Below are 26,264 nucleotides of genomic sequence, written 5' to 3'. Positions count from 1 at the left end.
GTTAGCTGCGCGTCAGTTCTCGCGGAAGGCGCGGATGAAATAATCTGTCAGAGGTTTGGTCAGATAGGCAAGAGGCGAGCGTTCGCCGGTGGACATATAGGTTTCTACGGGCATTCCGGGGATCAGCACAGCCCCGTCGGGGAGGCGGGCGCGCTGGGCCTCGGAAATATGGATGTCCGCACGGTAATAATTTTCTCCGGTGACGTCATCGACAAAAGCATCGGGAGAAACGCGCATGACCTGTGCTTCGAGTTCCGGTGTGGTGCGGCGGTCGAATGTGGAAAAGCGCAAACGCACCGGCTGGCCGGGGTAGACCTGATCGACATGGGTCGGGCTGATCCTCGCCGTGATGATGAGCGGGCGGTCCTGCGGCACAATATAGAGCGCGGGTTGCGCGGGCGGGATCACCGCGCCGGGGCCGAAGACGGACAGGCCGTAGACGACGCCCGCCACAGGGGCGCGGATGTCGAGGCGCTCCAGTCGTGCGGTGAGGCCGGAGAGCTGTTCGCGCAGTCCTCCGATCTCTGCCTGAATATCACGCAACTCGGTGATGGCGGTTTCACGGCGGTCGCTTCGGGTCTTGAGGATGTTCAACTCGATCTCGGTGATCTGCACCTGTGCCTGTGCCTCGGACGTGTCCAGGCGCCCGATTTCGGCGGTATATTGCACCGCATCACGGCGCAGGCCGGTCACGCGGCTTTGCTGGGTGAGGCCACGTTCGAGCAATTCGGTTTGCGCCGCAAGGTCGTCTTCGAGCAGCGCAAGCTGTTCCGTGAGGGCGGCTTTCTGAGTTGCGATCCCTTTGATCTGCACGTCGATCTGGCTGCGCTGTTTGTTCAACTGTTCGATTTCCGCGCGGGCTGTTTCCTGACGGGCGTGGAACAGGTCGATCTGTCCGGCCACGGATCGCGCCACCTGCGGGTCGTCGGCCATACGCGCGACCAGTTCCGGCGGCAGGGCGATCTCGGCGGCCCCGTCGCGTTCGGCCTCAAGCCTTGCTGCGCGGGCCAGCAGTTCGAACAACTGGCGCTCCAGCACTGCGATGTCGTTGAGATCGTCCTCGGCGGCCAGTTCGATCAAAAGTGCCCCCTTTTCGACCTCTGCACCCTCGCGCACATGAACCGCCGCCACTTCGCCGCCGTCACGATGGGCCACGGCCTGCCGGTTCTGTTCGACCTGCACCTGCCCGTGGGCAACAACGGCCCCGTCGATTCGCGCAAAGATCGCCCAGCCGCCAAAGCCGACAAGCAGGATCAGTAGACAGGCCAGCCCGAACCAGACGAGGCTGCGTGCGGACCAGTCCTGTTGTGCGGGGGGCGGCGCGCTCATCGGATGCCTCCTTGCGCCGTGGCGGTGCGCAGAATGTCTTTGGAGTTCCTGACCATCTCGCCCAGCACCTGATCGCGCGGCCCGAACGCACGGCGCAAACCGCCTTCCAGCACCAGAAGCTTTTCACATTCCTGAATTGCTGAGGGCCGGTGCGCCATAATCAGCACGGCTCCACCTTCGTCCTTATGGCGGCGAATCGCGGCGTTGAGCGCGAGGGAGCCGGCATTGTCGAGGTTGGAATTGGGCTCGTCGAGAATAACGATCACCGGATCGCCGTAAAACGCCCGCGCGAGACCGATCCGCTGCAACTGCCCGCCGGACAACAGCCCGCCCGCCGCAGAGACCGGCGTGTCGTAGCCCTCCGGCAGCGACAGGATCAGGTCATGGGCATCGGCTTTCTTCGCTGCGGCAATCACGGCCTCGGCCTGAGGGGCGAGCGCGAGCTTGGCGATGTTTTCGGCAATCGTGCCGTCGAAAAGCTGCACCTGCTGCGGCAGGTAGCCGATGTAACGGCCAAGCGTCTCGCTGTCATAATGCGAGAGTTTCGCACCATCGAGGCGGATTGTGCCACCCGCAGGCGACCAAACCCCCGTCAGCGCCCGCGCCAGCGTGGATTTTCCGGCCCCCGATGGCCCGATGACGCCCAGAGCCTCGCCGGGGGCAAGATCGAATCCCACCATCCGCAGAGCGGCCTGCACTTGTCCCGGCGGCGTGACGGTGAGTTGCTGAACCGACAGCGCGGCTTTCGGGCGGGGCAGGGCCGTGCGCGGGGTCTCGGCAGGGGTGCGTCCGAGCAATTCGGCCAGATCACGCCAGCCGCGCAGACCATGTTGCACCAGCCCCCACTGTCCGATCAGCATATCAACCGGCTGCAAGGCACGCCCCAAGAGGATCGAACTGGCCACCATCGCCCCTGCGCTCAACTGGCGCTCAAGCACCAGCCACGCACCAAGCGCCAGCATGGCGGATTGCAGGAACAGGCGCAGCGCTCTGGAGGCGGCGGTAAAGCCGTGGGTCGTGTCCTCGCTGGACACCCCTTGACGCAAAGCGGTCTCGCGGGCCTTGAGCCAGCGCCGGAATGCGGCCTCTTTCATACCGAGCGCGGCCAGCGCCTCCGCCGCCGTGGTCATGCGACTCGCGGTCTGCTGCGCCTCGTTTTCGGCGCGGATGAGTGCGTCCTGCTTCGGTTTCGCCGCCGCACGGTGCAACAGCGCAACCGCCACAAGCATCCCCCCGCCGCCCACCGCCAGAAGGCCGAGATAGGGGTGGAACAGCGCAATGCCACAGAGAAAAACGGGGGTGAACGGCAGGTCATAGAGTGCCGACAGGGCCGGAGAGGCGAGAAACCGGCGAATGGCGGTCAGATCGTCCATGCCGCGAATTTTGCGGATGTCGCGCGGGTTTCGGGCGGCTTGCGCCATCGCCGCATGGAACACGCGGTTTTCGAGCCGCGTCTGGAAACGCGCAGAGATTCGCGACAAAATCCGCGCCCGCGTGCCGTCGAGCAGCCCCATCATCATATAGAGAAAGGCGACGATGGAAAACAGCGCCACCAGAGTCGCCTCCGAGCCGGAGCCCAGAACACGGTCATAGACCTGAAGCATGAACAACGGGCCGGTAAGCATCAACAGATTGATACATATGGAAAATACGCCACAGGCCCAAAACAGCCCGCGAGAGCTGCGCCGGACAGTGGCGAGTTCTTCTTGGCCGAGGCGGATCTCTTCCTGTGTCATGGCGGTGTCTTAGCGCGGTCTTGTCTGATATGGCATCGCTGCCTGTGGTCCGGCACTGGCCGGAGGTGATCTGTTGAAACAATGTCACAGGATTTCTAACAGGAGGTGTGTTAATATTGGGCTTCTGTTTCAGGAATACTATGTGGCTTATACCCACTGGGACGGGCTGTGTTGTGACGCCCGTGTCTTGTCCAATCTGTTAGTCCGAAGGTTCGCCATAATGACCCGATCTCCCCTAAGGCCGTTACTCGCCAAGACTTCGCTTTTTGCCGGGGTCATTGTGTTGGCCGGCTGTGCGACACCCGGTCCCGACGGGATCGCCGACCCTTACGAAGAGGTGAACCGCGGCTGGCATGACACCAACATCGCGCTGGACAAGGCGGTGATCAAACCCGTGTCCACGGCCTATGGCACAGTGGTGCCTGATCCGTTGCGCAAGGGGCTGTCGAATGTCTCCGACACGCTGGGTATTCCGGGCAGTGTGGTCAATGATGTCTTGCAGTTGCGTTTCGGTGACGCGCTGCACAACACCGCGCGGTTTGCCGTGAATGCCACCATCGGGATCGGCGGGTTGTTCGATCCGGCGACCGGCATGGGGCTTGAGGAGCGCGACGCGGATTTCGGCGAGACGCTTTATACTTGGGGCATGGGCGAGGGGGCTTATGTTGTCCTGCCGCTCTATGGCCCGTCGACGGAGCGCGACTCTTTGGGTCTTCTGGTCGATATCGCGCTTGATCCTGTGGGCAACCTGCTTGGCAATCCCGAAAAAGGTTACAAGACAGGGCTGAAAGTCGCCGATTTGGCGGACACACGCTATCGTTATTCCGATCTCTATGAATCCGTGATTTATGACAGCGCGGACAGCTATGCCCAGATGCGCCTGACCTATCTCGACAACCGCCGCTACGAATTGGGAACCCCGATCGTGGCCGGTGCCGGAGCAGCGGATCAGGAGGCAGCGGCTTTTGACATATATGAGGACTTCTATGAGTGATTTCGCGTTTACACGCCGGACGGTTCTGGGCGCTTTGGGGGCGGCTCTGATCCTGCCCCAATCGGCCTTGGCGTTTTCTTCGGCTCAGGCCGAAGCCCTGATCGACAAGGCTGTGGCGGACATCAACGCCATCATCAACTCGGGTAAATCCGAATCGGCCATGTATGTGGATTTCGAGAAGGTGCTGGTGCGCTACGCCGATATGCCCAACATCGCGCGTTCGGTGCTTGGCCCGCCTGCGCGTAGCGCGTCTGCGGCGCAGTTGCGGAGTTTCACCAAGGCGTTCCAGACTTATGTCGCGCGCAAATACGGCTCGCGTTTCCGCGAGTTCATTGGCGGCAGGGTCGAGGTCAACAGCACGCAGAAGATCAATTCGATCTATGATGTGCGTTGCACGGCGGTGCTCAAAGGGGAGCCGCCCTTTGCGATCTCGTTCATCGTGCATGACAAGGCGGGAAAATTTATCGACCTTCAGATCGAGGGGATTTCGCTTCTGAAATCCGAACGCTCCGAGATCGGTGCGATGCTCGACAAGGCTGGCGGCAATATCGATAAGCTGGCCGCTGCGTTGAGCTGAACGAAGACATCTCTGTGAATGTGAAAAACGCGCCCTGTGAGGCGCGTTTTTTGATGTGTTTTTTTGATGCGTGTTGTCTAGGGGACGGAGCAGGGTGCCTTTCAAAATGCCCGACACATGTCCGACATCTATCCGACCGTTTGCAGACGCCTCAATTCCCCCCGCCGAAGATCGTCCCCAAGAGGTCGAGCAGCACATTGTCGGCCTTGTCCCCGCCGCGACCGGTGTTGGTGTTGCGCTCGACCGCATTGACCGTGGGAGGTGTGGCAGGGCGGATCATGGGCAGCGGTTTGGGCTCAAGCCCCTCCTGGACCTGCGCCATCGTGCGTTGCCAGATTTCCGCCGGAAGCCCGCCGCCTGTGACGCCTGTGAGCGGCGAGTTGTCGTCATATCCCATCCAGACGCCTGCGACGTAATCGGCGGTGAAACCCATGAACCATGCGTCCCGCGCGGCCTGTGTCGTGCCGGTCTTGCCCGCCACTTCGACACCGGGGATTTGTGCGCGCGCCCCCGTGCCGGACTGCACGGCATTATACATCATATAGATGAGCTGCTGGGCGCTGTCCGGCGTGATAACCCGCTCGCCAAGCCCGCCTTCCTGACCCATCAGGGGCGTGCTATCCCCTTTCAAACGCAGGGATTTCAGCCCGTAAGGGGTGACGGATGACCCGCCGTTGAGAATGCCCGCATAGGCGCCGGTCATCTCCAGAAGCGTCGTTTCCGAGGCCCCGAGTGCCAGTGCCGGACCCTGCGCCAGATCGCTTTCGATGCCGAACATCTCGGCCACCGTGCGCACGTTTTCAAGGCCCGCATCCATCGCCAGTTTCACGGCGGGGATGTTGTAGCTGTGTTTGAGCGCGTCGGTGACGGTGACGGGGCCGTGGAACTTGCGGTCATAGTTTTGCGGCGACCACGGGCCGGAGCCGGGAATGTCCAGCGTGATCGGTTCGTCCATGATGACATCGTCATAGGACCAGCCCATGTCGAGCGCGGTGGCGTAGACAAAGGGTTTGAAGGAAGAGCCGGGCTGGCGTTTGGCCTGTGTCGCACGGTTGAAAGCGCCGGAGACCTTGAGCTTGCGCCCGCCGACCATAGCCCGCACTGCCCCGTCCGCCGACATCACCACAATCGCCGCCTGCGCCTCGGATCCTGCGCGCACCTTGTTCTCGAAGATCCATGTCAGCGCCTCTTCTGCGGCAGACTGGATGCGCTGGTCAAAGGTGGTTTCGATCACCACATCTTCGGTCGTGTCGCGGGTGAGAAAGTCAGGGCCCGAACCCATAACCCAGTCTGCAAAATACCCGCCTGCACGTTTTTCTGCGGTTTCAGACAGTTCGGCCGGATGTGCCTTGGCATAGGCGCGTTCTTCTTCGGTGATGTAGCCCTGCTGGCTCATCAACAGTAACACAATCCCCGCGCGTTCCTGCGAGCGTTGCAGGTTGTTGGTGGGGGCGTATCGCGTCGGGGCTTGCAAAAGCCCTGCCAGCATGGCGCTTTCGGCAATGTTGACCTCTGCGGCGGATTTGCCGAAATAGCGCTGTGCGGCGGCTTCAAATCCGTTTGCCCCTGCGCCGAGATAGGCGCGGTTCATGTAGATCGACAGGATTTCGTCCTTGGAATAGCGCGCTTCCATGGCCATGGCGAAGACCATTTCCTTGATTTTGCGCGCCATTGTCGTCTCGCGACAGTCGGCCTCGTATTCCGTTTGGTTTTTCCAGGTGTTCGGATCATAGGGCACACCAAGGCACAACAGTTTGGCCGTTTGCTGGGTCAGCGTCGAGCCGCCGTGCCCGGAAAGAGGGCCGCGACCCTCCGACAGGTTGATGCGGATGGCGGAGGCGATGCCGCGCGGAGAGACGCCGAAGTGGCGGTAGAACCGTTTGTCTTCCGTTGCGATGATCGCGTGCTTGAGGTGGGGCGAGACCGTGTCTGCCGTAATTTGCCCGCCAAACTGTTCACCACGCCATGCAAAGACCGAACTGTTGCGGTCCAGAAGCGTAACAGAGCCGCGCGCGCGCCCGTCCAGAAGCTCGGAATAGGGCGGCAAGGTCGAATAGATATAGAAGACCGCAATGCCGATCACCACCGCAAGCGCCAATGCGCCGCGTGACACGGTGAGCCAGATCAGCCGCCCGATCCAGCGGAAAAGCCCGCTGACCAGCCGCACCACAGGGTTCGACGGCGACTTGCGCGTCGGTTTGCGCCGCACGGGTTTCTTCCGCGGTGTCGGCGTTTTGGCCTTCTTTTTCGGCTTTTTCACCGGTTTCGAAGCATTGGGATAGCGGCGCTCGGCCACCAGCTTGCGCTTGCCCCCGTTCGGTCCTGTCATGTCTTTTGCTCGATATCTGCCAGGTTTGATTGCGACAGACTGTAATGAACTGGTGTCTGAATGTTGAGGGGAAACGAGTCGCCTTCACATCTTTATTTTTCGCCCATTTTTTAATCTCAGCGCACAAAATGTATAATTTTTGTGCAGGTGTGCTTGAAAAAGTCTCACAACGATCAGCGCCATCGCTTGTGAAGAAACTCTTAACATCGTTTTGCTGAGGCCGTGGCAAGCATTGCAAAGTGCACCACCCGCTCAAACGGAAGGGGAAAAACGTGAAACTTATTATTGCTGCAATCAAGCCATTCAAGCTTGAAGAAGTCCGCGAAGCGCTGACAGGGATCGGCGTTCGGGGCATGATGGTGACGGAGATCAAGGGCTTTGGCTCTCAGTCCGGTCACACCGAGATCTACCGCGGCGCGGAATATGCCGTGAACTTCGTGCCGAAGGTGAAACTTGAGATCGTCGTGGCCGATGCCATGGCCGAGCAAGTTGTCGAAACCATCGCAACCACCGCCAAGACCGACAAGATCGGCGACGGCAAGATTTTTGTCCTCGACGTGGAAGGCGCAACCCGCGTCCGTACCGGCGAGACCAACGACGACGCGATCTAATCGCGCTTACCCGAGACGAAAGGGACTGAAACCTATGAAACTCACCAAGTTTATTCCGGCCACAGCGCTCGCAACTGCGATGCCGCTTATGGCCTTTGCTCAAGACGCTGAAGAGGTTGTCGCCGTTGCTGTGCCGACCGACACTGTCTTTATCCTCAACACCTTGCTCTTCCTGATCGGCGGCTTCCTCGTCTTCTTCATGGCCGCTGGTTTTGCCATGCTCGAAGCCGGTCTCGTGCGCTCTAAGAACGTGGCGATGCAGCTCACCAAGAACGTCGCGCTGTTCGGTCTCGCGTCGATCTTTTACTACCTGATCGGCTACAACCTGATGTATCCGCTGGGAACTTGGGCGGTTGACGGTGTGCTTTCCGGCGTCTTCGGTCCGGGTGTGCTCGAAGCTGTTGGCATCACGGCGGAAACTGCTGACGATTACGGTTATGCGTCCACCGGTTCCGACTTCTTCTTCCAGTTGATGTTCTGTGGCGCAACCGCGTCCATCGTCTCCGGTACGCTTGCTGAGCGCATCAAACTGTGGCCGTTCCTGATCTTCACGATCGTTCTGACTGCCATCATCTACCCGATCACAGCCTCCTGGACCTGGGGCGGTGGCTTTGTGGGCGAAGCTGGCTTCTCCGACTTTGCGGGTTCCACAATCGTGCACTCCGTAGGTGGCTGGGCCGCTCTGACCGGTGCGATCATCCTTGGACCGCGCCTTGGCAAATACAAAGACGGCAAAGTGACGGCATTCCCGGGTTCCAACCTGACGCTTGCTACTCTGGGTACGTTCATCCTGTGGCTCGGTTGGTTCGGCTTCAACGGCGCATCCCAGCTCGCTATGGGTTCTGTGGGTGACGTGGCGGACGTGTCCCGCATCTTCGCCAACACCAACACCGCTGCTGCCGGTGGCGCGATTGCCGCTCTGGTTGTGACCCAACTGGTCTACGGCAAGGTCGACCTCACCATGGTGCTCAACGGTGCTCTGGCTGGCCTCGTGTCCATCACTGCTGAGCCGCTCACCCCGACTTTGGGTGCTGCAACGCTCATCGGTATGGTCGGCGGCGTGATCGTGGTCTTCGCTGTCCCGTTCCTCGACAAGCTGAAAATCGATGACGTTGTCGGTGCGATCCCGGTCCACCTGATCTGCGGCATCTGGGGCACCATCGCGGTTGTCTTCACCAACTCTGACGCAACCCTCGGTGCACAGCTCTATGGTATCGTCGTGATCGGCGCCGCAACTGTGATCGCTTCCGGTATCGTCTGGTTCATCCTGAAAGCTGTCATGGGCATCCGCGTCTCCGAAGAAGAAGAGATGATGGGCCTCGACAAAGCCGAGCTTGGCATGGAAGCCTATCCGGAGTTCTACAAAGGCTGATCCCTTCCTCAGTCTGAAAATCCTGACCCGGGCATGCAAATGCCCGGGTCTTTCTTTTGCCGGAAACCCTTTCTCAACCAAGTTGCTCTATCCCTGTCCATGAGATGCGAGAAACGCTTGAGGTCGGGATGCTGCGTCGGATTTGGGTGCTCTGGATTGCCGTTCTGCTCTGGCCTGTGGGGCTTTGGGCGGACCCTCTGTCCCTGTTGCGTCCCAGCGGGCAGGGTTGGGATCTGGAGCGACAGCCTTTGGTCATCAGCCTGCCGCAACCGCTTGTGGGGAAGGCACCGGTTGCCGGTTCCGCGTTTGGCCCGAGCCTTTTTGCGGGCCGTGCCGAAGGCAGCTTTTTCGAGCCTTTGCCCCCACGCCCCGAGGCGCGCGCGAAAATTCGCGGGATGGCTCGGGTGCCCGTCGACATTGCCTTGGTCCGCGCGATGATCGGAAGGGCGGAAAGCCCGCGTGACGGCTATGACGCGGTGCAACACGGGGCGAAGCGCAGGCCGCACAAGAGGCCGACGCAGATGACATTGGGTGAGATATTCGCATGGATCGACGCCACCCCGGGGCAGCCACATGCCATCGGTTTCTATCAGTTTATCCCTTCGACACTGGCGCGGTTGGTCACCGAGCTGGATCTCGGGCCGGAGGTGATCTTTACGCCCGCCGTGCAGGATGATCTGGCCAATATTCTCTTGGCGGATGCTGGGATTTTCGAGCTGCGTGCAGGGCAGATCACGCGGCATCAGTTTATGAACAATCTGGCAAAGATCTGGGCGGGGCTGCCGACCTCGTCGGGCAAATCCCATTACCACGGCTATGCGGGCAATAAGGCCACTGTGACATGGGCAGAGTTTGATCGGGAAATGGCACGGGCCTTTCCGAGCTAACAAAAGCGCGCCCCGAAGGGCGCGCATTGCATCAGATCAGATGGGTCAGGCTTATTTGCAGGTCTTCGCCACGGCTTCGGCCAGAAGCGGCACGGTCGTGCTGTTCAGCCCTGCGATGTTCATCCGAGAATCGCCCACCATGTAGATGCCGAACTCCTCACGGATTTTCATCACTTCCTCCGGCGTTGCCCCGATACGGGAGAACATGCCGCGGTGACCGGCGATGAAGTCGAAACGGTCCGAATTTGTGAGGCGTTTCAACTCGTCGGCCAGTTGCTGGCGCAGCCCCAACATGCCGAGACGCACGTCTTCAAGCTCCGCCATCCAGTCCGCTTTCAGAGCGTCGTCATTCAGGATCATCGTCACCAGACGCGCGCCGTGATCCGGCGGGAAGGAGTAGTTCTGACGGTTCAGGAAGTTCAGCGTGCCTTGGGTCACAGGCGTTTGCTCTGCGGTTTCGGACATCGCCATGAGGCAACCGGTGCGCTCGCGATAAATCCCGAAATTCTTGGAGCAGGAGGCAGCCACCAGAAGCTCCGGCAGTTTCGAGGCCAGAAGGCGCGTGGCGGCGGCGTCTTCTTCGAGACCGTCCCCAAAGCCCTGATAGGCAATGTCGACCAGCGCGGTTGCGCCTTTCTCGATGATCAGATCCGCGACAAGTCCGTATTGCTCCAGCGTCAGGTTCGCGCCGGTCGGGTTGTGACAGCAGCCGTGCAGCAACACCAGATCGCCCGCTTTCACGCCCTTGAGGCTTTCCATCATCGCATCGAAATCGACGGTGCAGGAGGCTTCGTCGAAATAGGCATAAGACTCGTTTTTCAGCCCCATGAACTTGATGATCGACACATGGTTCGGCCATGTCGGGTTGGAGGTCCAGACCGTGACATCGGGATTGGCGAGCTTGGCCAGTTCAAACGCCTGACGGATCGCGCCCGTGCCGCCCGGAGTGGCAATCGCGCCCACGCGGGCATGATCGACACTGTCGGCCAGAACCAGAGACTTCATCGCATCGCCATAGGCCGGATCACCGGAGAGCGCGGTGTATTTCTTGGTCGTCTCGACCTCCCACAACTGCTTTTCAGCGGCCTTGACCGCGCGCATCACGGGGGTCTCGCCATCGGCATTCTTGTAAATGCCGACGCCCAGATCGATTTTTGTGTCGCGCGGATCATCACGATACAGCGCCATAAGTTCGAGGATTTTATCCGCCGGTTGCGGTTTCAGTGTGCTCAGCATTACGCCTCTCCAGTTGCGACCTTCAAATCGCCATACATGCCCCATTCCGCCCATGATCCGTCGTAAAGCGAGAAAGGAACGCCAAGACGGGTGAGCGCGAGGCCCAGAATTGCAGCCGTCGCTCCCGACCCGCAGGTGGTGATCGCCGGCTTGTTCAGATCAACGCCCGCATTTTCGAAAACCGTGTGCAATTCGTCATTGGATTTCAGCGTGCCTTCGGGAGTCAGAACTTCGGTGAAGGGCACGTTGCGGGAATTCGGGATATGGCCGGACGCGAGGCCGGGACGGGGTTCCGGCACTTCGCCTTTGAACCGCGCGGCAGAGCGGGCGTCTATGATGGTGTAATCGCCAAGTTTTGCGGAGGCTGCGACTTGTGTCACATCGCGGACAAGCTCGGGGCGGATGTCAGTGATCATGTGGCGGTCGCGAATGGTGGGCGGCTGGTCCGTGACCGGATGCCCTTCGGCTTTCCACTTTGGCAAGCCGCCATCTAGAACGGCGACATTGTCCTGCCCGAAATATTTGAACATCCACCACACGCGCGGCGCAGAGAAGATACCGGCGCTGTCATAGACAACCACCTGATGCCCGTCCCCAATGCCGAGCGCACGCATGCGGGACATGAATTTCTCTACGGGCGGCAACATATGCGGCAGGTCGGAGCGCAGATCGGCCACTTCGTCAATGTCGACAAAACGTGCGCCGGGAATATGTTCGCGCTCGTATTCGGCCAGACAATCGCGCTCATCTGTCGGCATATACCAACTGGCGTCGATGAGGCGAAGCTCCGGCGCTTTGAGATGCTCGGCGAGCCAGTCGGTCGAAACGAGCGTTTTGGGGTCGCTATAGGGCATGATGAGACCTTTGCTGACAAGGCTTTCGGCCCCTGCCTTAGCGTTCTCTCTGGGCGCGTGCAAGCAAAGCAAGCCGCACATGCGGTTTGCGGGGCAAGAAAACGCGCGGGGAGGGCGGATCAGCCGCCGTGGCGCAGGAGTCTTTGTTTCTGGCGGCCCCAGTCGCGCTTTGCCTCGGTCTGGCGTTTGTCGACGGTTTTCTTACCCTTGGCGATGCCGATTTTGATTTTGACGCGGCCCTTATGGTTGAAATACATCACCAGCGGCACAAGGGTCATCCCCTCGCGTCCGGTCGCTTGCCAGAGCTTGGCCAACTGCCGTTTTGACACCAGAAGTTTGCGCTTGCGCCGCTCTTCATGGGGGAACATCGCCTGCTCATAGGGCGCGATATAGGAGTTCGTCAGCCACAACTCGCCATTGTCCACCGACGCGTAGCTTTCCGCGATGTTGGACTGGCCGGTGCGCAGGGATTTGACCTCCGAACCGGTGAGCACGATCCCGCATTCTATGTCATCCTCGATGGCATAGTCGTAACGGGCCCGCCGGTTCTCGGCGATGACCTTGTAGTTCTTGTCTTCCGGGGTCTGTTTTTTCTTGGCCATGGTGGAGTGGAGATAAGGGCTTGCTGCGGCTGTGTCTACAGGTGGCGCTGGTTGAGACGCAGAAAAAGACAAAGAAAAAGGGGCGCGTGGCCCCTTTTCCGTCTTATGCTGTGTGCCGGCTCAAAGAAGGCCTGCGTATTCCATTGCCGATTTGATCTCGGCTTTGGTGTCAGAAGACAGCTCGGTCAGCGGCAGGCGTACTTCGTTCGAGCACAGGTCCAGAAGCGACATGGCATATTTCGCGCCGCTCACGCCCGGCTCCAGAAAGATTGCGATGTGCAAAGGCATCAGCTTGTCGGTGATCTCCAGCGCTTTCGCATAGTCCCCCGCCGCGCAAGCCGCCTGCATCTCGGCGCAGAGCTTGGGCGCAACGTTGGCGGTGACGGAGATGCAGCCAACCCCGCCATGGGCGTTGAACCCGAGCGCAGTGGCATCTTCGCCGGAGAGTTGGCAAAATTCCGGCCCGCAAGCGATGCGGGTTTTCGGCACGCGGGAGAGATCGCCCGTGGCATCCTTGACGCCGACGATCCGCGGCAGTTTTGCAAGCTGCGCCATCGTGTCGGGGGTCATGTCGATCACGGAACGGCCCGGAATGTTATAGATCACGATCAGTAGGTCAGCTGCGTCGTGCATAGCCGTGAAATGGGCGATCAGCCCCTTTTGCGTCGGTTTGTTGTAATAGGGGGTCACAACCAGCGCCGCATCCGCGCCGACTTTGGCGGCGTGTTGGATGAGGCCGATGCCCTCGGCGGTGTTGTTCGAGCCAGCCCCCGCGATTACAGGCACGCGCCCTGCGGCGGCTTCGACCACGATTTCGATCACCTGTTGGTGCTCGGCGTGCGACAGGGTCGGGCTTTCCCCCGTGGTGCCGACAGGAACAATGCCCGAAGAGCCTTGTTCGATATGCCACTCGACCAAGCGTTTGAGCGTATCGACATCCACAGCGCCGTTCTTGAACGGCGTTACCAGTGCAGGAATGGATCCTTTGAACATTGTACGCTCCTTTTCGCTTTGTCGATTAGGCGCCCGGGTCATCCGTGCCCTGAGTCGCCCGTAAAAGTTCCGGCGGAAACTAGCCGCCTTCGCGTCTGTTCACAAGAAACTGTGTTGCCGGAATGCGAGAACCCGTTAGTTTGCTCTGAAATACCAGAGCAGCTCCAAAAAGACCAAGAATCGATCATGCCCCTCACGTTTTCGACAAAGGCAGTTTATGCTTTTGTTTTCGTTCTTCTTTTACCGTTTTCTCTCGCGGCGTCTTCCGAATCGGATGCGCTCAGGCGGGCCTATGAGGCGCGCGCGCAGGGGGATTGGTCGCAGGCGCTCAACGAGGCGCAGGGCGTCGGGCGCGATATTATCGAGTGGCATTACCTGCGCGCCGGACGTGGCACATTCGAGGCCTATCGCGATTTTCTCAACCGCAATGCGGATTGGCCGGGCCTGCCGCTTCTGGCCGAAAAAGGCGAGGCGTCGATTCCTGCTGACGCAAGTGCGCAGGCGGTGCTCGACTATCTCACAGCCTACCCGCCGCAGACCGGACAGGGGGCGCTGCGCCTGATCGGGGCCTATGAGGATCTGGGCAAGACGGCGGATGCACAGGCGCAAGCGGTTCTGATATGGAACACCCTGCCGATGAAGGCGGAGGAAGAAGCCATTTTGCTTGGCCGTTACGGGTCGATCCTGAAACGGCATCATGTGGCGCGTGCGGAGATGTTGCTTTGGGCAGGCCGGTTTGATGATGCCGAGCGGATGCTGCCCAACCTACCCACGGGGTGGGACAAGCTCATCACCGCCACGCGCAAACTCGTGCGCGACGAGGCGGGTGTGGATGACGCGATTTCTGCCGTACCGGCCACTTTGGCGGACCATCCTGTTCTGGCTCATGCGCGGTTTGAATGGCGGGTGAAGCGCGGACGGAACGAAGATGCGACCACGCTTTTGCTGCAACATTCGACTGCGGAAGGGTTGGGAGAAGCCGAGGCATGGGGCAATCGTCGCCGCACGCTGGCACGTCAGATGATGCGCGATGGCAAGGCCAAGATCGCCTACGCTGTGGCCGCGCGTCACGGGCTGGCTCCCGATGAGGATCACTACGCCGATCTCGAATGGCTCGCGGGCTATATTGCCTTGCGCTATCTCGATGACGCGGGGCTGGCGCTTGATCATTTCAACCGGTTCCGCATGGCTGTTGGCACGCCGATTTCTCTGGGCCGTGCGGGTTATTGGGAAGGACGGGCGCTGGAGGCTATGGGGGCGCGTGACGATGCCGCTGCGGCCTATGCGTTCGGAGCGCAGTTCCAGACATCTTTCTACGGGCTTTTGTCGGCGGAGAAAATCGGGCGCTCGCTTGATCCCGCTTTGACGGGAGAGATGCGGTTTGCGGATTACAAAGAGGCGGGGTTCATGAACTCGTCGGTTTTGAAAGCTGCGCTGCTTTTGGAAGAGGCCGGAGACAAGCCTTTGGCCGCACGTTTCCTGCGGCATTTGGGCGAAAGTCTCAATCCGCAGGAGCTTGGGCAACTGGGGGATCTGGCACTTGATCTTGATCCTTACCTCGCGGTGCTTGTGGCGAAATTTGCGGCGGATCAGGGGATTGTCCTGAACCGCGCCTACTACCCGCTGCACGAACTGGCACAGGCCGATCTGCCGGTCAAACCGGAGCTCGCACTTGCGATTGCCCGCCGTGAAAGCGAGTTTTACGACAAGGCACGCTCTCATGTCGGGGCGCGGGGGCTGATGCAGTTGATGCCGCGCACAGGGGCGGCTATGGCTGAAAAGCTGGGTGTCGAGGGGTTTGAAGAACGTCAGCTCGAAGATCCGGTGCTCAACGCGCGGCTCGGCTCGGCCTATCTGGCGCAACTGATCGAAGAGTTCGGCTATAACATTCCGCTTGTCGCGGTGGGCTATAACGCCGGACCGTCACGGGCGCGGGACTGGATTGAACGCTATGGTGATCCGCGCACGGGAGAGGTTGATCCCGTGGACTGGATCGAACACCTGCCGTTTCGCGAGACCCGCAACTATGTGATGCGTGTCGCCGAAAGCCTTCCGGTCTATCGCGCGCGTTTGCAAGGTGAGGCCGGATCGGTGCATCTGATGGAATTGTTGACGGGGCGCTAAGGCGCTCCGCACCCTGCACATTACCCTGTGCGTTGCGCGACCTGACGCGCCCGCAAAAAGGTAAAGACACCGGCCCCCACCACGATCACCGCCCCGATCAGCACATTCGCACGGATTACATCGCCAAACACCAAAACGCCAATCACGGCGGAAACCGGCAGTTGCAGATAGGCAAAGGGCTGGATCGCGGAGGCTTCAGCGGCCTCATAGGCCTTGATCAGCAGGTAGTGGCCGCTCACGGAGGTCAGGCACAAAAGCCCCATCCAGAGCCAGTCCGAGGGCAGCATGGCTTCCCAATACCACACACCGGCCAGAGTGGTGAGGATCATGCCTGCGATCCCTGTGTAGAAAAAGGTCACATGCGACGGGTCGAAGCGGGAGACGTAGCGATTCAGCAATCCGTAGAGCGCAAAGAAGAGCGCCCCGACAAAGGCGATGAGTGCGTCCGGTGAGAAAATACTGCTGCCGGGTTTGATGATGATCATCACGCCGACAAAGCCCACAGCAACCAGACTCCAGCGCCGCCAGCCGATGCGTTCCCCCAGAATGGGACCGGACAAGGCGGTGATGACCAGAGGATAGGCCGCAAAAATGGCGGGCGCATCGACCAGCCCCATGCGGACAAAGGCCGTGACCATGATGAGGATTTGCACGGCCAGAAGCGCACCACGGAAGAATTGCAGCTTGGGACGTTCGGAGGTGATCGCCTTGCGGAGCCCGCCGCTACGCAGGGAGAGGGCCACCACAAAGGCGGCGAAGAACCAGTAGCGGATCATCACGATCATGAAGACGTTGTATTGTCCGACAAGGTGGCGGGAGATGCCGTCCTGTATGGCAAAGATACAGATCGCGCCAATCATCAGGAATGTGCCGAAAGCGGGATTGTCGCGGGTCATGGTTTGCGTCCTTGGCTCATATGGCGTTTGCGACCGAAGCCGGGGGTGCGGATCACCTCGAAGCCTGCGTCTGTGAGTTTCTGGCGCACATGGCCGGCTGCGGTATAGGTGGCGAAGGTGCCGCCTTGTGCAGTGTGCCGCCCGACCTCGCGCATCAGGTCTTCTCCCCAGAGTTCGGGGTTTTTGGCGGGTGAGAACCCGTCGAGAAACCATGCATCCGCCTGACCGTCCCACGCCGCGAGCGTGTCACGGGCATCTCCGATCTGCACATCCACCTCGATTTGGCCGATCCGGAACTGGCGTTTGCCCTCCGCCCATGCGGCGAGGAACGGATCGGCGGTGGCTTCGGCCTCGGGAAAGGCGGCAAGCGCCGTGGCGATGTCTTGAGCGGTCATAGGGAAGGCTTCAAAGGAGGTGAATTTCACCACGCCCGGACCGTTCCAAACCAGCGCCAGTGCCAGCATGTTGAGGCCCGTGCCAAAGCCCAGTTCGGCCACATGAAACCCGTCGCGCAGCCGTGCGGGCAGGTCATTGCCCGACAGGAAGACATGCCGCGTTTCCTCCAGCCCGTTGCCGAGCGAGAAATAGGGGTCGTCGAATTGGGTCGAAACAGGGATTTTCCCGTCGCGCCAGTCGATTTTGGCTGTCTGGTGGTCTGTCATTGTATGTCTTATGAATGTGCTGAATGCGGCCGACCATGCTTTGGGCAGTCGCCACTTGCAATGGGTAAAAGCGCAAATGGGCAAAGCGGAAATCACGATCTATGGCGCAGGGGCCTTCGGGCTGTCCTGTGGATACGAGGCCGCTCGTCGCGGGGCGAAGGTGCGCGTGATTGATCCCAACGGCGTGGGGTTCGGCTCCTCGGGCGGTGTGGTTGGTGCGCTTGCCCCGCATACGCCGGAGCGTTGGAACGCCAAGAAGGAGTTCCAGTTTCAAAGCCTGATCCTTGCACGAACCCACTGGCCGGAGGTCGAAGCAACCGGAGGCGTGTCTTCGGGCTATGGCAATCTCGGGCGGGTGCAGGCGGTGAAGGATGCCCGTCAACTGGAACTGGCACGAGAGCGCGAAGAGCAGGCGAAAACCCTGTGGCAAGGTCAGGCCGAATGGCGTGTGGCGACACAGGCGGAGATTGGCGACTGGGCCCCGGTCAGTCCGACGGGCTTTCTGATCCGCGACACCCTTTCGGCGCGGCTGAACCCGTGGCGGGCGTGTCAGTCTCTTGCGGCGGCCATCACGGCGCTGGGCGGTGAGGTTGTTGTGGACGGGCCGCAAGAGGGGGCGGTGATCCATGCCTCCGGCTGGTGGGGGCTGAAGGCACTGAACGAGGCCTTTGGCAAGGAGGTCGGAAACGGGGTGAAGGGGCAGGCGATCCTGCTGGATTTGTCTCTACCTGAGGCGCCGCAGCTTTATGGTGAGAGCCTCCATGTCATTCCGCACGCTGACGGGACCACCGCCATCGGCTCGACGTCCGAGCGCGAGTTTGACGACCCGAGTGCGACGGATGCACAGGCGGACGACTTGTTGGAACGTGCCCATGCGGCGGTGCCGATGCTGCGGGAGGCCAAGGAGCTTCGCCGCTGGGCCGGTGTGCGTCCGCGGGCCAAATCCCGTGCGCCCATGCTCGGGGCGTGGCCCGACAGGCCCGGACATTTCATTGCCAACGGTGGCTTCAAGATCGGTTTCGGCATGGCCCCGCTGGCCGCAAGGGTCTTGATAGACCTCGTTCTGGACGGGCAGGACGCGATCCCTGAGGCGTTCCGTGTCGAAGCCTCACTCTGAGGCCAGCCTGCGCAAATCCGACATCAGCTTTTCAAGCCCGTCCACCGTGCGCGGATCGCTTAACCGTCCCTGATTGTCAAAGGCGTTTGAACTGTCCGCGACCAGCACTTCGGGGGCTTGCAACAGATGCGCGTTAAACGGTGTCATCGCCCACCGCAGACTGTATTGCGCGCGCTCACCACCGGCGCGCCCTGCGGCGGCGGACAGGATGGCGACGGGTTTGCCTTCCCACGGTTTCACACCGGAGCGGCTCACCCAGTCGAGCGCGTTTTTGAGCACGCCGGAGATCATCTTGTTATATTCCGGCGTTGAAATCACCACCGCATCGGCGTCACGGATTTGTTCGGCAAGTGTCATGACCTCGGCGGGAATGCCCTCGGCCTCCAGATCACCGTCATAAAGAGGTAGCCGCAGATCGGCCTGCGTGAAATCACAGGGACCGAAAAGCCGCGCGGCTTCGTGCAACAGTTTTGTATTGGTGGATGCGGCGCGCAATGCACCGGAAAGGCCGAGAAGGTTTAGTGTCATGTTCGAAGGCTCCTAGAAGAAGAGGTGAACAAAGACCGGTGCGATCAATGCGGTGAAGATTGCGTTGAGGACCATGCCGATTCCGGCAAAGGCCCCCGCCGTGCCGTGGACCTGAAAGGCGCGCGCGGTTCCGATCCCGTGGGCCGCAATGCCGGTGGCCAGACCCCGCCCGCGATAGTCACGGATGCCCAAGGCGTTGAGCAATGGCGTGGTGATAATGGCGCCGACCACACCGGTGATCAGCACCAGCGCCACGGTGAGCGTCGGCAGGCCGCCAATGGCTTCGGACACGCCAATGGCGACGGGAGAGGTGGCGGCCTTGGGGATCAACGAGAGCACCAGTTCCCCGCGCAGCCCGCAGGCATAGCCAATGGCAACCGCAGAGACCATAGAGACGGTGCCTCCGACGAAAAGTGCGGCCAGCATGGGGATGGCCGACTCTTTGACCCGTTGCCAGTTTTGCCAGAGCGGCACCGCCAGCGCGACGGTGGCCGGTCCCAGCATGAAATGCACGAATTGCGCCCCTTCGAAATAGGTCGCGTAGCTGGTGTCGGTGAGTTCGAGCAGGGCCGACAGCAGGATCATCGAGATCAGCACGGGGTTCACAACGGGCCGGTTGCCCGACAGGTTGAAACAGCCCAGACCGATCAGATAGGCGAAAATTGTGACGGTGAGCCACAGAAGCGGCCCTTCGGAGAGATAGCTCCAGATATCAAGAATTTCTGTCATTCCGGTGTTTCGTCACGGACGCCTCTGAAACGGTTCACATATTTGAAGGTCAAAGCCCCCGCGCCGATGGAGAGCACGGTCGAACCAATGACCGCAGCGGCAAGCGGCAGGCCGATCTCGGACATCTGGTCGAAATATTGCACCACACCGACACCGGCGGGGACAAACAGAAGCGAGAGATGCGAGAGAAACCCGCCAGCGGTTTTCTCGATGGCATGTCCGATACGGGGCTGGAGCAACAACAGCGCGGCCAGAAGGATCATGCCGATGACAGGACCGGGCAGGCTGAGAGACAATATACGGGCGAGAATCTCGCCAATGAGCTGGAAGCCCAGAAACAGGCCGAAGTGGAAAATCATGATGAAGCGGTGCCTTGCTTTTGGCTGGCCTTCTTGGATAGGGCCACGAGGGGCGAGTTTACTACGCGCAGGCGTCACTGCAAGCGCGTTCAGGTCACAAAAATGCGCGCCAAACCACTCCGGAAGGGGCGAATCTTTTCATATCCACGTCAAGCACACGCCTCCTGTCTTTTGAGCCAACTGGCCCTTACGAGAGCAACGCGCTAGATGTGCGCATAGACTGATCTGTTGTTCGGGGGGACGATGAAACTCGCACGTATTACCACCTATCCGGTGAAAAGCCTGACGGGCACGGATCACGCCTCTGCTCATGTTCAGGGCTTGGGCATTGCGGGCGACCGGCGCTGGGCGGTTGTCTATCCCGATGGCCAAGTGGCCACGCGCCGCGAACTGCCGAATATGGCGCATTTGAATGCGGTGAGCGCGGATCGGGGCGTGTCGATTTCTTTTGGGGGAAGCAGCATTGATGTGCCTTTCCCCAGCGGCGCACCTGTTTCGGTCAAGGTCTTTTCAACACAGATCGAGGGTGTTGAGGACGCGGGCAATTATGCCGCGCATTTCCTGTCATCTGCACTCGAACGCGGGGTGCGCCTGGTCTATTTTCCGGATCATGCCCGCCGACCGGTGGATCATAGCTACGCACCGGAAGGGCATTTCACCGCTTTGTCTGACGGCTTTCCCCTGCTTTTGACCACGGAAGCCTCGCTTGCCGCGCTGAACGCGACGCTGGAGGCTCCGGTTACGATGCGCCGCTTTCGCCCCAATCTGGTGATCTCGGGAGAGATCGCGCCGTGGAGTGAGGACACATGGCGGGTGGTGCGGATCGGGTCTGCGGTGTTTCGTGTCGTCAAGCCCTGTGAACGTTGTGTGATGACGACACAGGATCCGGACACGGGAGAGCAAACCCACCCGCAAGAACCCTTGGCAACGCTGGGGCGGCTGCATCGCTCCGCGAGAGGAAAGATCATTTTCGGCCAGAACCTGATCGTCGAGAAAGAGGGCGACATTGCTCTGGGCGATGAGGTGGAGGTGTGGGAAACGGGGCCGTCCAATCTCTTGGAGCCGAAGCGGGACGGGATGCGTTCCGTGTAGAGACGATCCGTCTCGCCGGTGGCAAAATCCTTTCCCCAAATCGGGGTGGTTTTAACACTTGCTTAACCTTGTTGGCACATCCTGCGGGCATGAGAAAACATCTGCCCCTCCTTGCGTCTATCGTGTTGTGTCTGCCCGCTTGCGTCGCTGACAGTCCTGCCCTTGGCTATTCCCGTGCGGGATTCTCGACCGTAGAGATCGGCGGCAACACCTATCGCGTCTATACCGAGGAGACCCGAAACTGCGTCGAGGTGCATCGCGTCAATTTTGTCTTCCCGCCACCTTCGCGCAGGGAAATCCTGATGCAGATGGAAACTGCGGCGATGCAGGTAACCCAGTGCAAACTCAAAAAAGGCACGTTCATCGGTGATCCGGCCATGTCCAAGGGACAGCTGGATTGCTCGGAAGGGGCGGGGGCGAAAGATTGGGTGCCAGGCACATGCAACATTCGCCCTTGGGGGTGAGAGCCTTTGGGGTGAGTGGATCGTCGCCACCTTGTTTTCCCTCCGGATTCAGGGCATCAGACGGGCAACCGGAGGTGATCCATGGATTATTCGAAATCGGGCGGCCCGAAGCGGCGCCCTACGGCGCCGAAACATGGCGAACATAAGTTGCAGGAACCAAAGGGCAAACAGCCTCCGAAAGAGGCGCTTTTGGCGCGTATGAAAGCTGCGGCGCAAGCAAAAGCGGCCAAGTGAGTCGCCCGCTCCGGCGTGCGATCCGACATGCGATGTCCTGAGAGACGCGCATGATCATGCAATATTTTGTGGATAACTCGGCGCTTTCCCCCGCATCTCGGGGCTGACTGGTTGACAGCGGCGCGCCCCTCACAAACAGTTTCCCCTTAAAAAGAATCAAACAGAGGCTTCACTTGCGTTTTACCCGTCTCCGGCTCAATGGCTTCAAAAGCTTTGTGGACCCCACAGATCTTGTGATCGCGGATGGGCTGACGGGGGTTGTCGGTCCGAATGGCTGCGGCAAGTCGAACCTCTTGGAAGCGCTGCGTTGGGTGATGGGGGAGAACCGTCCCAAAGCGATGCGCGGCGCAGGTATGGAAGACGTGATCTTCGCGGGAGCGGCTTCCCGTCCGGCGCGCAACTTTGCCGAAGTCAATCTGATGATCGACAATTCGGACCGCTTGGCACCTGCGGGGTTCAACGATAGCGACAGTCTCGAAATCGTGCGCCGGATCACGCGGGACGCGGGCTCGGCCTATAAGGTGAACACCAAGGACGTGCGTGCGCGGGATGTGTCGATGCTGTTCGCGGACGCCTCGACGGGCGCACATTCCCCCGCGCTGGTGCGTCAGGGGCAGATCTCCGAACTGATCAACGCCAAACCGAAGGCCCGCCGCCGTATTCTCGAAGAGGCGGCTGGGATTTCCGGCCTGTATCAGCGCCGTCATGAGGCCGAACTGAAGCTCAAAGGGGCCGAGACCAACCTCGCCCGCGTTGATGATGTGGTGGAACAACTTGCCAGCCAACTGGCCTCTCTGGCCCGTCAGGCGCGTCAGGCGGCGCGGTATCGCGAGATCGGGACGGAACTGCGTCATGCCGAAGGGTTGTTGCATTTCCGGCGCTGGCGCGATGCGGATCTGGCGCGGGTGGAAACCGAAGAGGTTTTGCGCACACGCGTGGCACAGGCCAACGAGGCGGAAGGCCGCGCGCGGGCCGCCACCGCACAACGTGTCAAACAGGAGGAGGCCCTGCCGCCCCTGCGCGAGGAGGAGGCCATCGCCGCGGCGGTGTTGCAACGTCTCACAGTGTCCCGCGACCAGCTTTCGGATGAAGAGCGCCGTGCCCGCGAGATGATCGAAACGCTGTCGCGCCGGATTGACCAGCTGGTTGCCGATATGGCGCGCGAGGAACAGCTCAATAAGGATGCTGGCGAGACGATTTCGCGTCTTGAGTGGGAGCAACGGGAACTCATCAAGGCTGCCGAAGGCCACGAGCCGAGATTGCTGGAAGCGGCGGCGGAGGCTTCGGAAGCCAGTCAGGTTCTGGCGGATCGGGAAACCACGCTGACCGAAATGACCGAGGATGTGGCCCGACTTGCAGCACGGCACCAGTCGGCGAACCGTTTGGTCGAGGACAACCGCAAGACGCTGGATCGGGCGCGGGCCGAGGCGGATCGCGCGCGCGGGGCGGTGGACGAGGCCCGTCAAACCCTGAGCCTGTCAACGGAAACGCTGGCCGAAGCCGAGGCGCAGCAGGAAGAAGCGGTGGCGCGTGCCGAAGAGGCCGAGGCCATGTTGATCGAAGCGGATGAGGCCCGCACAGAAGCGCAATCGCGCGAGGCGCTGGCCCGTGCTGCACGCTCCGAGGCCGAAGGCGAAGTCGGTGCGCTCAAGGCCGAGGTTTCCGCACTGGCCAAGATGCTGGACCGCGACCAGATTGGCGGCGCGCAGCTTCTGGACCTGATCAAAGTCAAATCAGGATATGAAAAGGCGCTCGGAGCCGCGCTTTCTGATGATTTAAGACAGCCCGCGATTGAAAGCTATCAAGCCTCCGGCTGGGTCACCTTGCCGGATTATCCCGATGATCAGGACCTGCCCAACGGGGTAGAACCGCTTGCGGATTATGTGTCTGCCCCGCCGGTCTTGGGGCGTCGTCTGGCTCAGATCGGGTTGGTGCGTGCAGAGGACGGTGCGCGCCTTCAGGCTGATCTGGAACCGGGGCAGCGGCTTGTTTCTGTCGAGGGTGATCTGTGGCGCTGGGACGGTTATCGCGCGGGGGCAGAGGACGCCCCGTCTGCGGCGGCATTGCGTTTGCAACAGTTGAACCGTCTCGAAGATTTGAAACAGGAACTCGCCGCAGCAGAGGCCAAGGCGAACGGAGCCGCGCAGGCGCATGAGCATCTCAAATCCGAACTGGGGCGGCTGACAGAAGCCGACCGGCTGGCCCGTGAAGCACGTCGGGATTCGGATCGGGCGATGTCGGATGCGGCGCGTCGACTGTCCAAGGTCGAAAATGAAAAGACGCTGGCGGAAGGCAAGGTCGAGAACCTCGGTCTGGCTGTTGCGCGTCACGAGGAAGAAGCCCGCGGCGCGGAGCAGCGCTTGCGTGAGGCGGAGAAGGTCGTCAGGGATCTGCCGGATCTGGACGCTGCGCGGTCCAGCATCGAAGAGGTGAAGCTCGCCGTTGAAGCGGCGCGGATCACGATGATGACGAAACGCTCCGCTCATGACGAGATCCGCCGCGAAGGGGATGCGCGCACCCGCCGCTCACAGGAAGTGACGAAAGAACTGTCCGGCTGGCGGCACCGCCTTGAAACTGCGGGTAAACGGATTGCCGAGTTGCAGGAGCGCAAGGAAGCCAGCGAAGAAGAGCTTTACGAGGCTGCGGTGCAACCGGAGGAAATCGCGGAGAAACGCGAGGCTCTTCTGGCGCAGATCGAAGAGGCGGAGCATCGCCGCAAAAAGGCAACGGATGCCTTGGCCGAAGCCGAAGAGGCGTTGCGTGAGGTGGTGAATGCCGAGCGCGAGGCGGAACGCATGGCCTCCGAGGCTCGCGAGACCCGTGCCGCCGCAGAAGCCCGCCGCGACGCTGCGCGCGAGACCGTGGAGGCGGCTCTGGAGCGCATCCGCGAGGAACTGGAAACCACGCCCGAGAAGCTCTTGGAAGAGTTGGATGTCGATCCGGAGAAAATCCCGTCGCATGAGACCATCGAAGTGGATGTGAACCGCCTGAAGCGTCTGCGCGACAGTCTGGGGGCGGTGAACCTGCGGGCGGAAGAAGACGCCAAAGAGGTGCGCGAAGAACATGATACGCTCCTGAAAGAAAAAGAAGATCTCGAAGAAGCGATCAAGACGCTGCGGTCCGGCATTGCGTCGTTGAACCGTGAGGGGCGGGAACGGCTGCTCACCGCTTTTGAGCAGGTGAACAACAATTTCTCCATGCTGTTCACCCATCTGTTCGGTGGCGGTGAAGCCAAGCTGATGATGGTGGAAAGTGACGATCCTCTGGAGGCCGGACTTGAGATCATGTGCCAGCCGCCGGGTAAGAAACTCTCGACCCTGTCGCTTCTGTCCGGTGGGGAACAGACGCTTACGGCTCTGGCGTTGATCTTTGCGGTCTTCATGGCGAACCCCGCGCCGATCTGTGTTCTGGACGAGGTGGACGCGCCGCTCGACGATGCGAACGTGACGCGGTTCTGTGACATGCTTGACGAGATGACCCAGCGCACCGACACGCGGTTTCTGGTGATTACCCACCATGCCGTGACGATGGCCCGCATGGATCGTCTGTTTGGCGTGACCATGCAGGAACAAGGTGTGAGCCAGCTTGTTTCTGTGGACCTGAAAAAGGCCGAAGCACTGGTGGCTTGAGGCCTCTCGCAATGTCCGGAAAATTTAAGATCTGTGCGAAAGGCCGCGTCAGGGGCCTCTCGCGGTGCGCTTGCGCTTCTGGCGACCTCACCCTTTGGGGGTAGCGTGATCCGGTGCAGGGGCGTCGAAATCCTTGATCGAGGCTTCGGCTTCTCCGTTGACCCAATAGCCTGCGGCTTTGAGCCAAGGCAGCGGATGCCCCTGCGCCAGAAGGGCTTTGCGGAGCTTCTTTGCGATGCCTGCCTCTGTCGCGATCCAGACGAATGTGCGCGGCGTCAGGTTGACATTTGCCAAGGCCTCAAGGAAAAGCCGCGCCTCTGTCGCCTGTTCCAGCGGGCGGTGCAGCCAGTGGATCGTGGCATCGGCCTGAGTGTCGATTGTCTGCTCGTCTTCCGGTCCGGCCACGGCGGCGATCATGGTGACTTTTACACCAGCGGGCAGGTCTTCGAGCTTGCGCCCCATGGCTGGCAGCGCGGTTTCATCACCGATCAGCACCCAATGGGCAATCTTGCCTTCGATCACGCGGGAGCCGCGCGGACCGGCAATCTGGAGCGTGTCACCGGATTTGGCCGCGCGCGCCCATGACGCGGCGGGGCCTTCGCCGTGATCGGCAAAGTCGAGGACGAGTTCCTGCGCATTTGTATCGTAGTGGCGCGGTGTGTAGTCGCGTTTTGCGGGATCGCCGTCGGTCGGGATGAAGACCTTGACGTGATCGTCAAAAGAGCTGCTGACAAAATCCGAAAGCGTCTCGCCTTTGAGCGTGACGCGGATCATATGCGGGGTCAGCCGTTCCTTTTGTGCCACGGTCAGATCGCGGAATTTCAACTCGTGGCGCACACGGCGGGTGGTGGGGGCGGTCATGGCGTTGTCCTTGCTTTGCAACTGTTGCGAAAAACAAAGTGTTTTTGTC

The 26,264-nt window shown here is 60.7% G+C and carries 24 protein-coding genes; 11 read left to right on the top strand and 13 right to left on the bottom strand.

The annotated features are described in order from the left end of the window. Positions 1-12: 12 nt before the first annotated feature. Together KO492_RS09920 and KO492_RS09915 are read right to left on the bottom strand one after the other, a co-directional pair. A complete protein-coding gene (locus KO492_RS09920; RefSeq protein WP_216044804.1) occupies positions 13-1,329 on the bottom strand; it encodes an HlyD family type I secretion periplasmic adaptor subunit in 1,317 nt (438 codons plus the stop codon). Further along, positions 1,326-3,065 (bottom strand): type I secretion system permease/ATPase, encoded by a 1,740-nt coding sequence (locus KO492_RS09915; RefSeq protein ID WP_216044803.1) that lies wholly within the window; start codon positions 3,063-3,065, stop codon positions 1,326-1,328. Before KO492_RS09915 ends, KO492_RS09920 begins: the two co-directional genes overlap by 4 nt. A gap of 220 nt (positions 3,066-3,285) precedes the next feature. On the opposite strand from KO492_RS09915, the gene KO492_RS09910 reads away from it, so the two are divergent. Then, positions 3,286-4,059 (top strand): MlaA family lipoprotein, encoded by a 774-nt coding sequence (locus tag KO492_RS09910; protein ID WP_216044802.1) that lies wholly within the window; start codon positions 3,286-3,288, stop codon positions 4,057-4,059. Then, positions 4,052-4,636 (top strand): MlaC/ttg2D family ABC transporter substrate-binding protein, encoded by a 585-nt coding sequence (locus tag KO492_RS09905; protein WP_216044801.1) that lies wholly within the window; start codon positions 4,052-4,054, stop codon positions 4,634-4,636. The genes KO492_RS09910 and KO492_RS09905 overlap by 8 nt, the downstream gene beginning before the upstream one ends. 151 nt (positions 4,637-4,787) lie before the next feature. On the opposite strand, the gene KO492_RS09900 is transcribed toward KO492_RS09905, so the two are convergent. Further along, positions 4,788-6,965, bottom strand: a complete 2,178-nt coding sequence (locus KO492_RS09900; RefSeq protein ID WP_216044800.1) for a transglycosylase domain-containing protein — start codon at positions 6,963-6,965, stop codon at positions 4,788-4,790. A 272-nt stretch (positions 6,966-7,237) separates the two neighbouring features. Here KO492_RS09900 and KO492_RS09895 point away from each other — a divergent pair, with 272 nt between their 5' ends. From KO492_RS09895 to KO492_RS09885, 3 genes are all read left to right on the top strand, one after another. Beyond that, positions 7,238-7,576: a P-II family nitrogen regulator gene (locus tag KO492_RS09895; protein ID WP_066604500.1), complete on the top strand. Its 339-nt coding sequence runs from the start codon at positions 7,238-7,240 to the stop codon at positions 7,574-7,576. 34 nt (positions 7,577-7,610) lie between these two features. Next, a complete protein-coding gene (locus tag KO492_RS09890; protein ID WP_216044799.1) occupies positions 7,611-8,948 on the top strand; it encodes an ammonium transporter in 1,338 nt (445 codons plus the stop codon). Between the two features lie 104 nt (positions 8,949-9,052). After that, on the top strand, positions 9,053-9,835 hold the full coding sequence (locus KO492_RS09885; protein WP_252735472.1) for a hypothetical protein: 783 nt from the start codon (positions 9,053-9,055) through the stop codon (positions 9,833-9,835). Positions 9,836-9,886: 51 nt separating this feature from the next. Here the strand turns inward: KO492_RS09885 and KO492_RS09880 are convergent, their stop codons facing one another. The 4 genes from KO492_RS09880 to dapA form a co-directional block, all read right to left on the bottom strand. Continuing rightward, the gene (locus KO492_RS09880) at positions 9,887-11,071 is read right to left on the bottom strand and encodes an aromatic amino acid transaminase (RefSeq protein WP_216044798.1); all 1,185 of its coding nucleotides are present in this window, start codon (positions 11,069-11,071) and stop codon (positions 9,887-9,889) included. Continuing rightward, entirely contained in the window at positions 11,071-11,925 is an 855-nt protein-coding gene (gene sseA, locus KO492_RS09875; RefSeq protein WP_216044797.1) for a 3-mercaptopyruvate sulfurtransferase, read from the bottom strand. The genes KO492_RS09880 and sseA overlap by 1 nt, the downstream gene beginning before the upstream one ends. A gap of 119 nt (positions 11,926-12,044) precedes the next feature. Next, on the bottom strand, positions 12,045-12,527 hold the full coding sequence (gene smpB, locus KO492_RS09870; protein ID WP_216044796.1) for an SsrA-binding protein SmpB: 483 nt from the start codon (positions 12,525-12,527) through the stop codon (positions 12,045-12,047). A 120-nt stretch (positions 12,528-12,647) separates the two neighbouring features. Further along, a complete protein-coding gene (gene dapA / locus KO492_RS09865; protein WP_216044795.1) occupies positions 12,648-13,520 on the bottom strand; it encodes a 4-hydroxy-tetrahydrodipicolinate synthase in 873 nt (290 codons plus the stop codon). 186 nt (positions 13,521-13,706) lie between these two features. On the opposite strand from dapA, the gene KO492_RS09860 reads away from it, so the two are divergent. Then, positions 13,707-15,644, top strand: coding sequence for a lytic transglycosylase domain-containing protein (locus KO492_RS09860; RefSeq protein WP_216044794.1), 1,938 nt, complete (start codon positions 13,707-13,709; stop codon positions 15,642-15,644). Positions 15,645-15,664: 20 nt separating this feature from the next. Here KO492_RS09860 and KO492_RS09855 read toward each other — a convergent pair whose 3' ends face one another. Further along, the gene (locus KO492_RS09855) at positions 15,665-16,540 is read right to left on the bottom strand and encodes a DMT family transporter (RefSeq protein ID WP_216044793.1); all 876 of its coding nucleotides are present in this window, start codon (positions 16,538-16,540) and stop codon (positions 15,665-15,667) included. Beyond that, complete coding sequence (gene mnmD, locus KO492_RS09850; RefSeq protein WP_216044792.1) at positions 16,537-17,202, bottom strand: tRNA (5-methylaminomethyl-2-thiouridine)(34)-methyltransferase MnmD; 666 nt, start codon at positions 17,200-17,202, stop codon at positions 16,537-16,539. Before mnmD ends, KO492_RS09855 begins: the two co-directional genes overlap by 4 nt. Before the next feature lie 76 nt (positions 17,203-17,278). Here mnmD and KO492_RS09845 point away from each other — a divergent pair, with 76 nt between their 5' ends. Continuing rightward, positions 17,279-18,319 (top strand): NAD(P)/FAD-dependent oxidoreductase, encoded by a 1,041-nt coding sequence (locus KO492_RS09845; protein ID WP_216044919.1) that lies wholly within the window; start codon positions 17,279-17,281, stop codon positions 18,317-18,319. Here the strand turns inward: KO492_RS09845 and KO492_RS09840 are convergent. From KO492_RS09840 to KO492_RS09830, 3 genes are read right to left on the bottom strand one after another with little or no spacing between them, the layout of a single operon-like run. Next, entirely contained in the window at positions 18,311-18,847 is a 537-nt protein-coding gene (locus KO492_RS09840; protein WP_216044791.1) for an NADPH-dependent FMN reductase, read from the bottom strand. The two genes, KO492_RS09845 and KO492_RS09840, sit on opposite strands and share 9 nt — an antisense overlap. A gap of 12 nt (positions 18,848-18,859) precedes the next feature. Then, the gene (locus tag KO492_RS09835; protein WP_216044790.1) at positions 18,860-19,576 is read right to left on the bottom strand and encodes an LrgB family protein; all 717 of its coding nucleotides are present in this window, start codon (positions 19,574-19,576) and stop codon (positions 18,860-18,862) included. Beyond that, positions 19,573-19,935, bottom strand: coding sequence for a CidA/LrgA family protein (locus KO492_RS09830; protein ID WP_066604546.1), 363 nt, complete (start codon positions 19,933-19,935; stop codon positions 19,573-19,575). The genes KO492_RS09835 and KO492_RS09830 overlap by 4 nt, the downstream gene beginning before the upstream one ends. A gap of 243 nt (positions 19,936-20,178) precedes the next feature. Between KO492_RS09830 and KO492_RS09825 the strand changes: the two genes are divergently transcribed. The 4 genes from KO492_RS09825 to smc all read left to right on the top strand — a co-directional run bounded on the left by KO492_RS09825 (position 20,179) and on the right by smc (position 25,354). After that, on the top strand, positions 20,179-21,027 hold the full coding sequence (locus tag KO492_RS09825; RefSeq protein ID WP_216044789.1) for an MOSC domain-containing protein: 849 nt from the start codon (positions 20,179-20,181) through the stop codon (positions 21,025-21,027). An 89-nt stretch (positions 21,028-21,116) separates the two neighbouring features. Next, positions 21,117-21,491 (top strand): hypothetical protein, encoded by a 375-nt coding sequence (locus KO492_RS09820; RefSeq protein ID WP_216044788.1) that lies wholly within the window; start codon positions 21,117-21,119, stop codon positions 21,489-21,491. Between the two features lie 81 nt (positions 21,492-21,572). Further along, complete coding sequence (locus KO492_RS09815) at positions 21,573-21,725, top strand: hypothetical protein (protein WP_216044787.1); 153 nt, start codon at positions 21,573-21,575, stop codon at positions 21,723-21,725. 173 nt (positions 21,726-21,898) lie between these two features. Continuing rightward, positions 21,899-25,354 carry a chromosome segregation protein SMC gene (smc, locus tag KO492_RS09810; RefSeq protein WP_216044786.1) on the top strand — a complete coding sequence of 1,152 codons (3,456 nt, stop codon included), beginning with the start codon at positions 21,899-21,901 and terminating at the stop codon, positions 25,352-25,354. Positions 25,355-25,441: 87 nt separating this feature from the next. Here the strand turns inward: smc and KO492_RS09805 are convergent, their stop codons facing one another. Continuing rightward, positions 25,442-26,215 carry a siderophore-interacting protein gene (locus tag KO492_RS09805; RefSeq protein ID WP_216044785.1) on the bottom strand — a complete coding sequence of 258 codons (774 nt, stop codon included), beginning with the start codon at positions 26,213-26,215 and terminating at the stop codon, positions 25,442-25,444. Positions 26,216-26,264 lie beyond the last annotated feature (49 nt).

This window comes from Celeribacter halophilus (assembly GCF_018860305.1).
Classification (GTDB): domain Bacteria; phylum Pseudomonadota; class Alphaproteobacteria; order Rhodobacterales; family Rhodobacteraceae; genus Celeribacter; species Celeribacter halophilus_A.
This window is presented reverse-complemented; position numbering and strand designations above follow the sequence as displayed.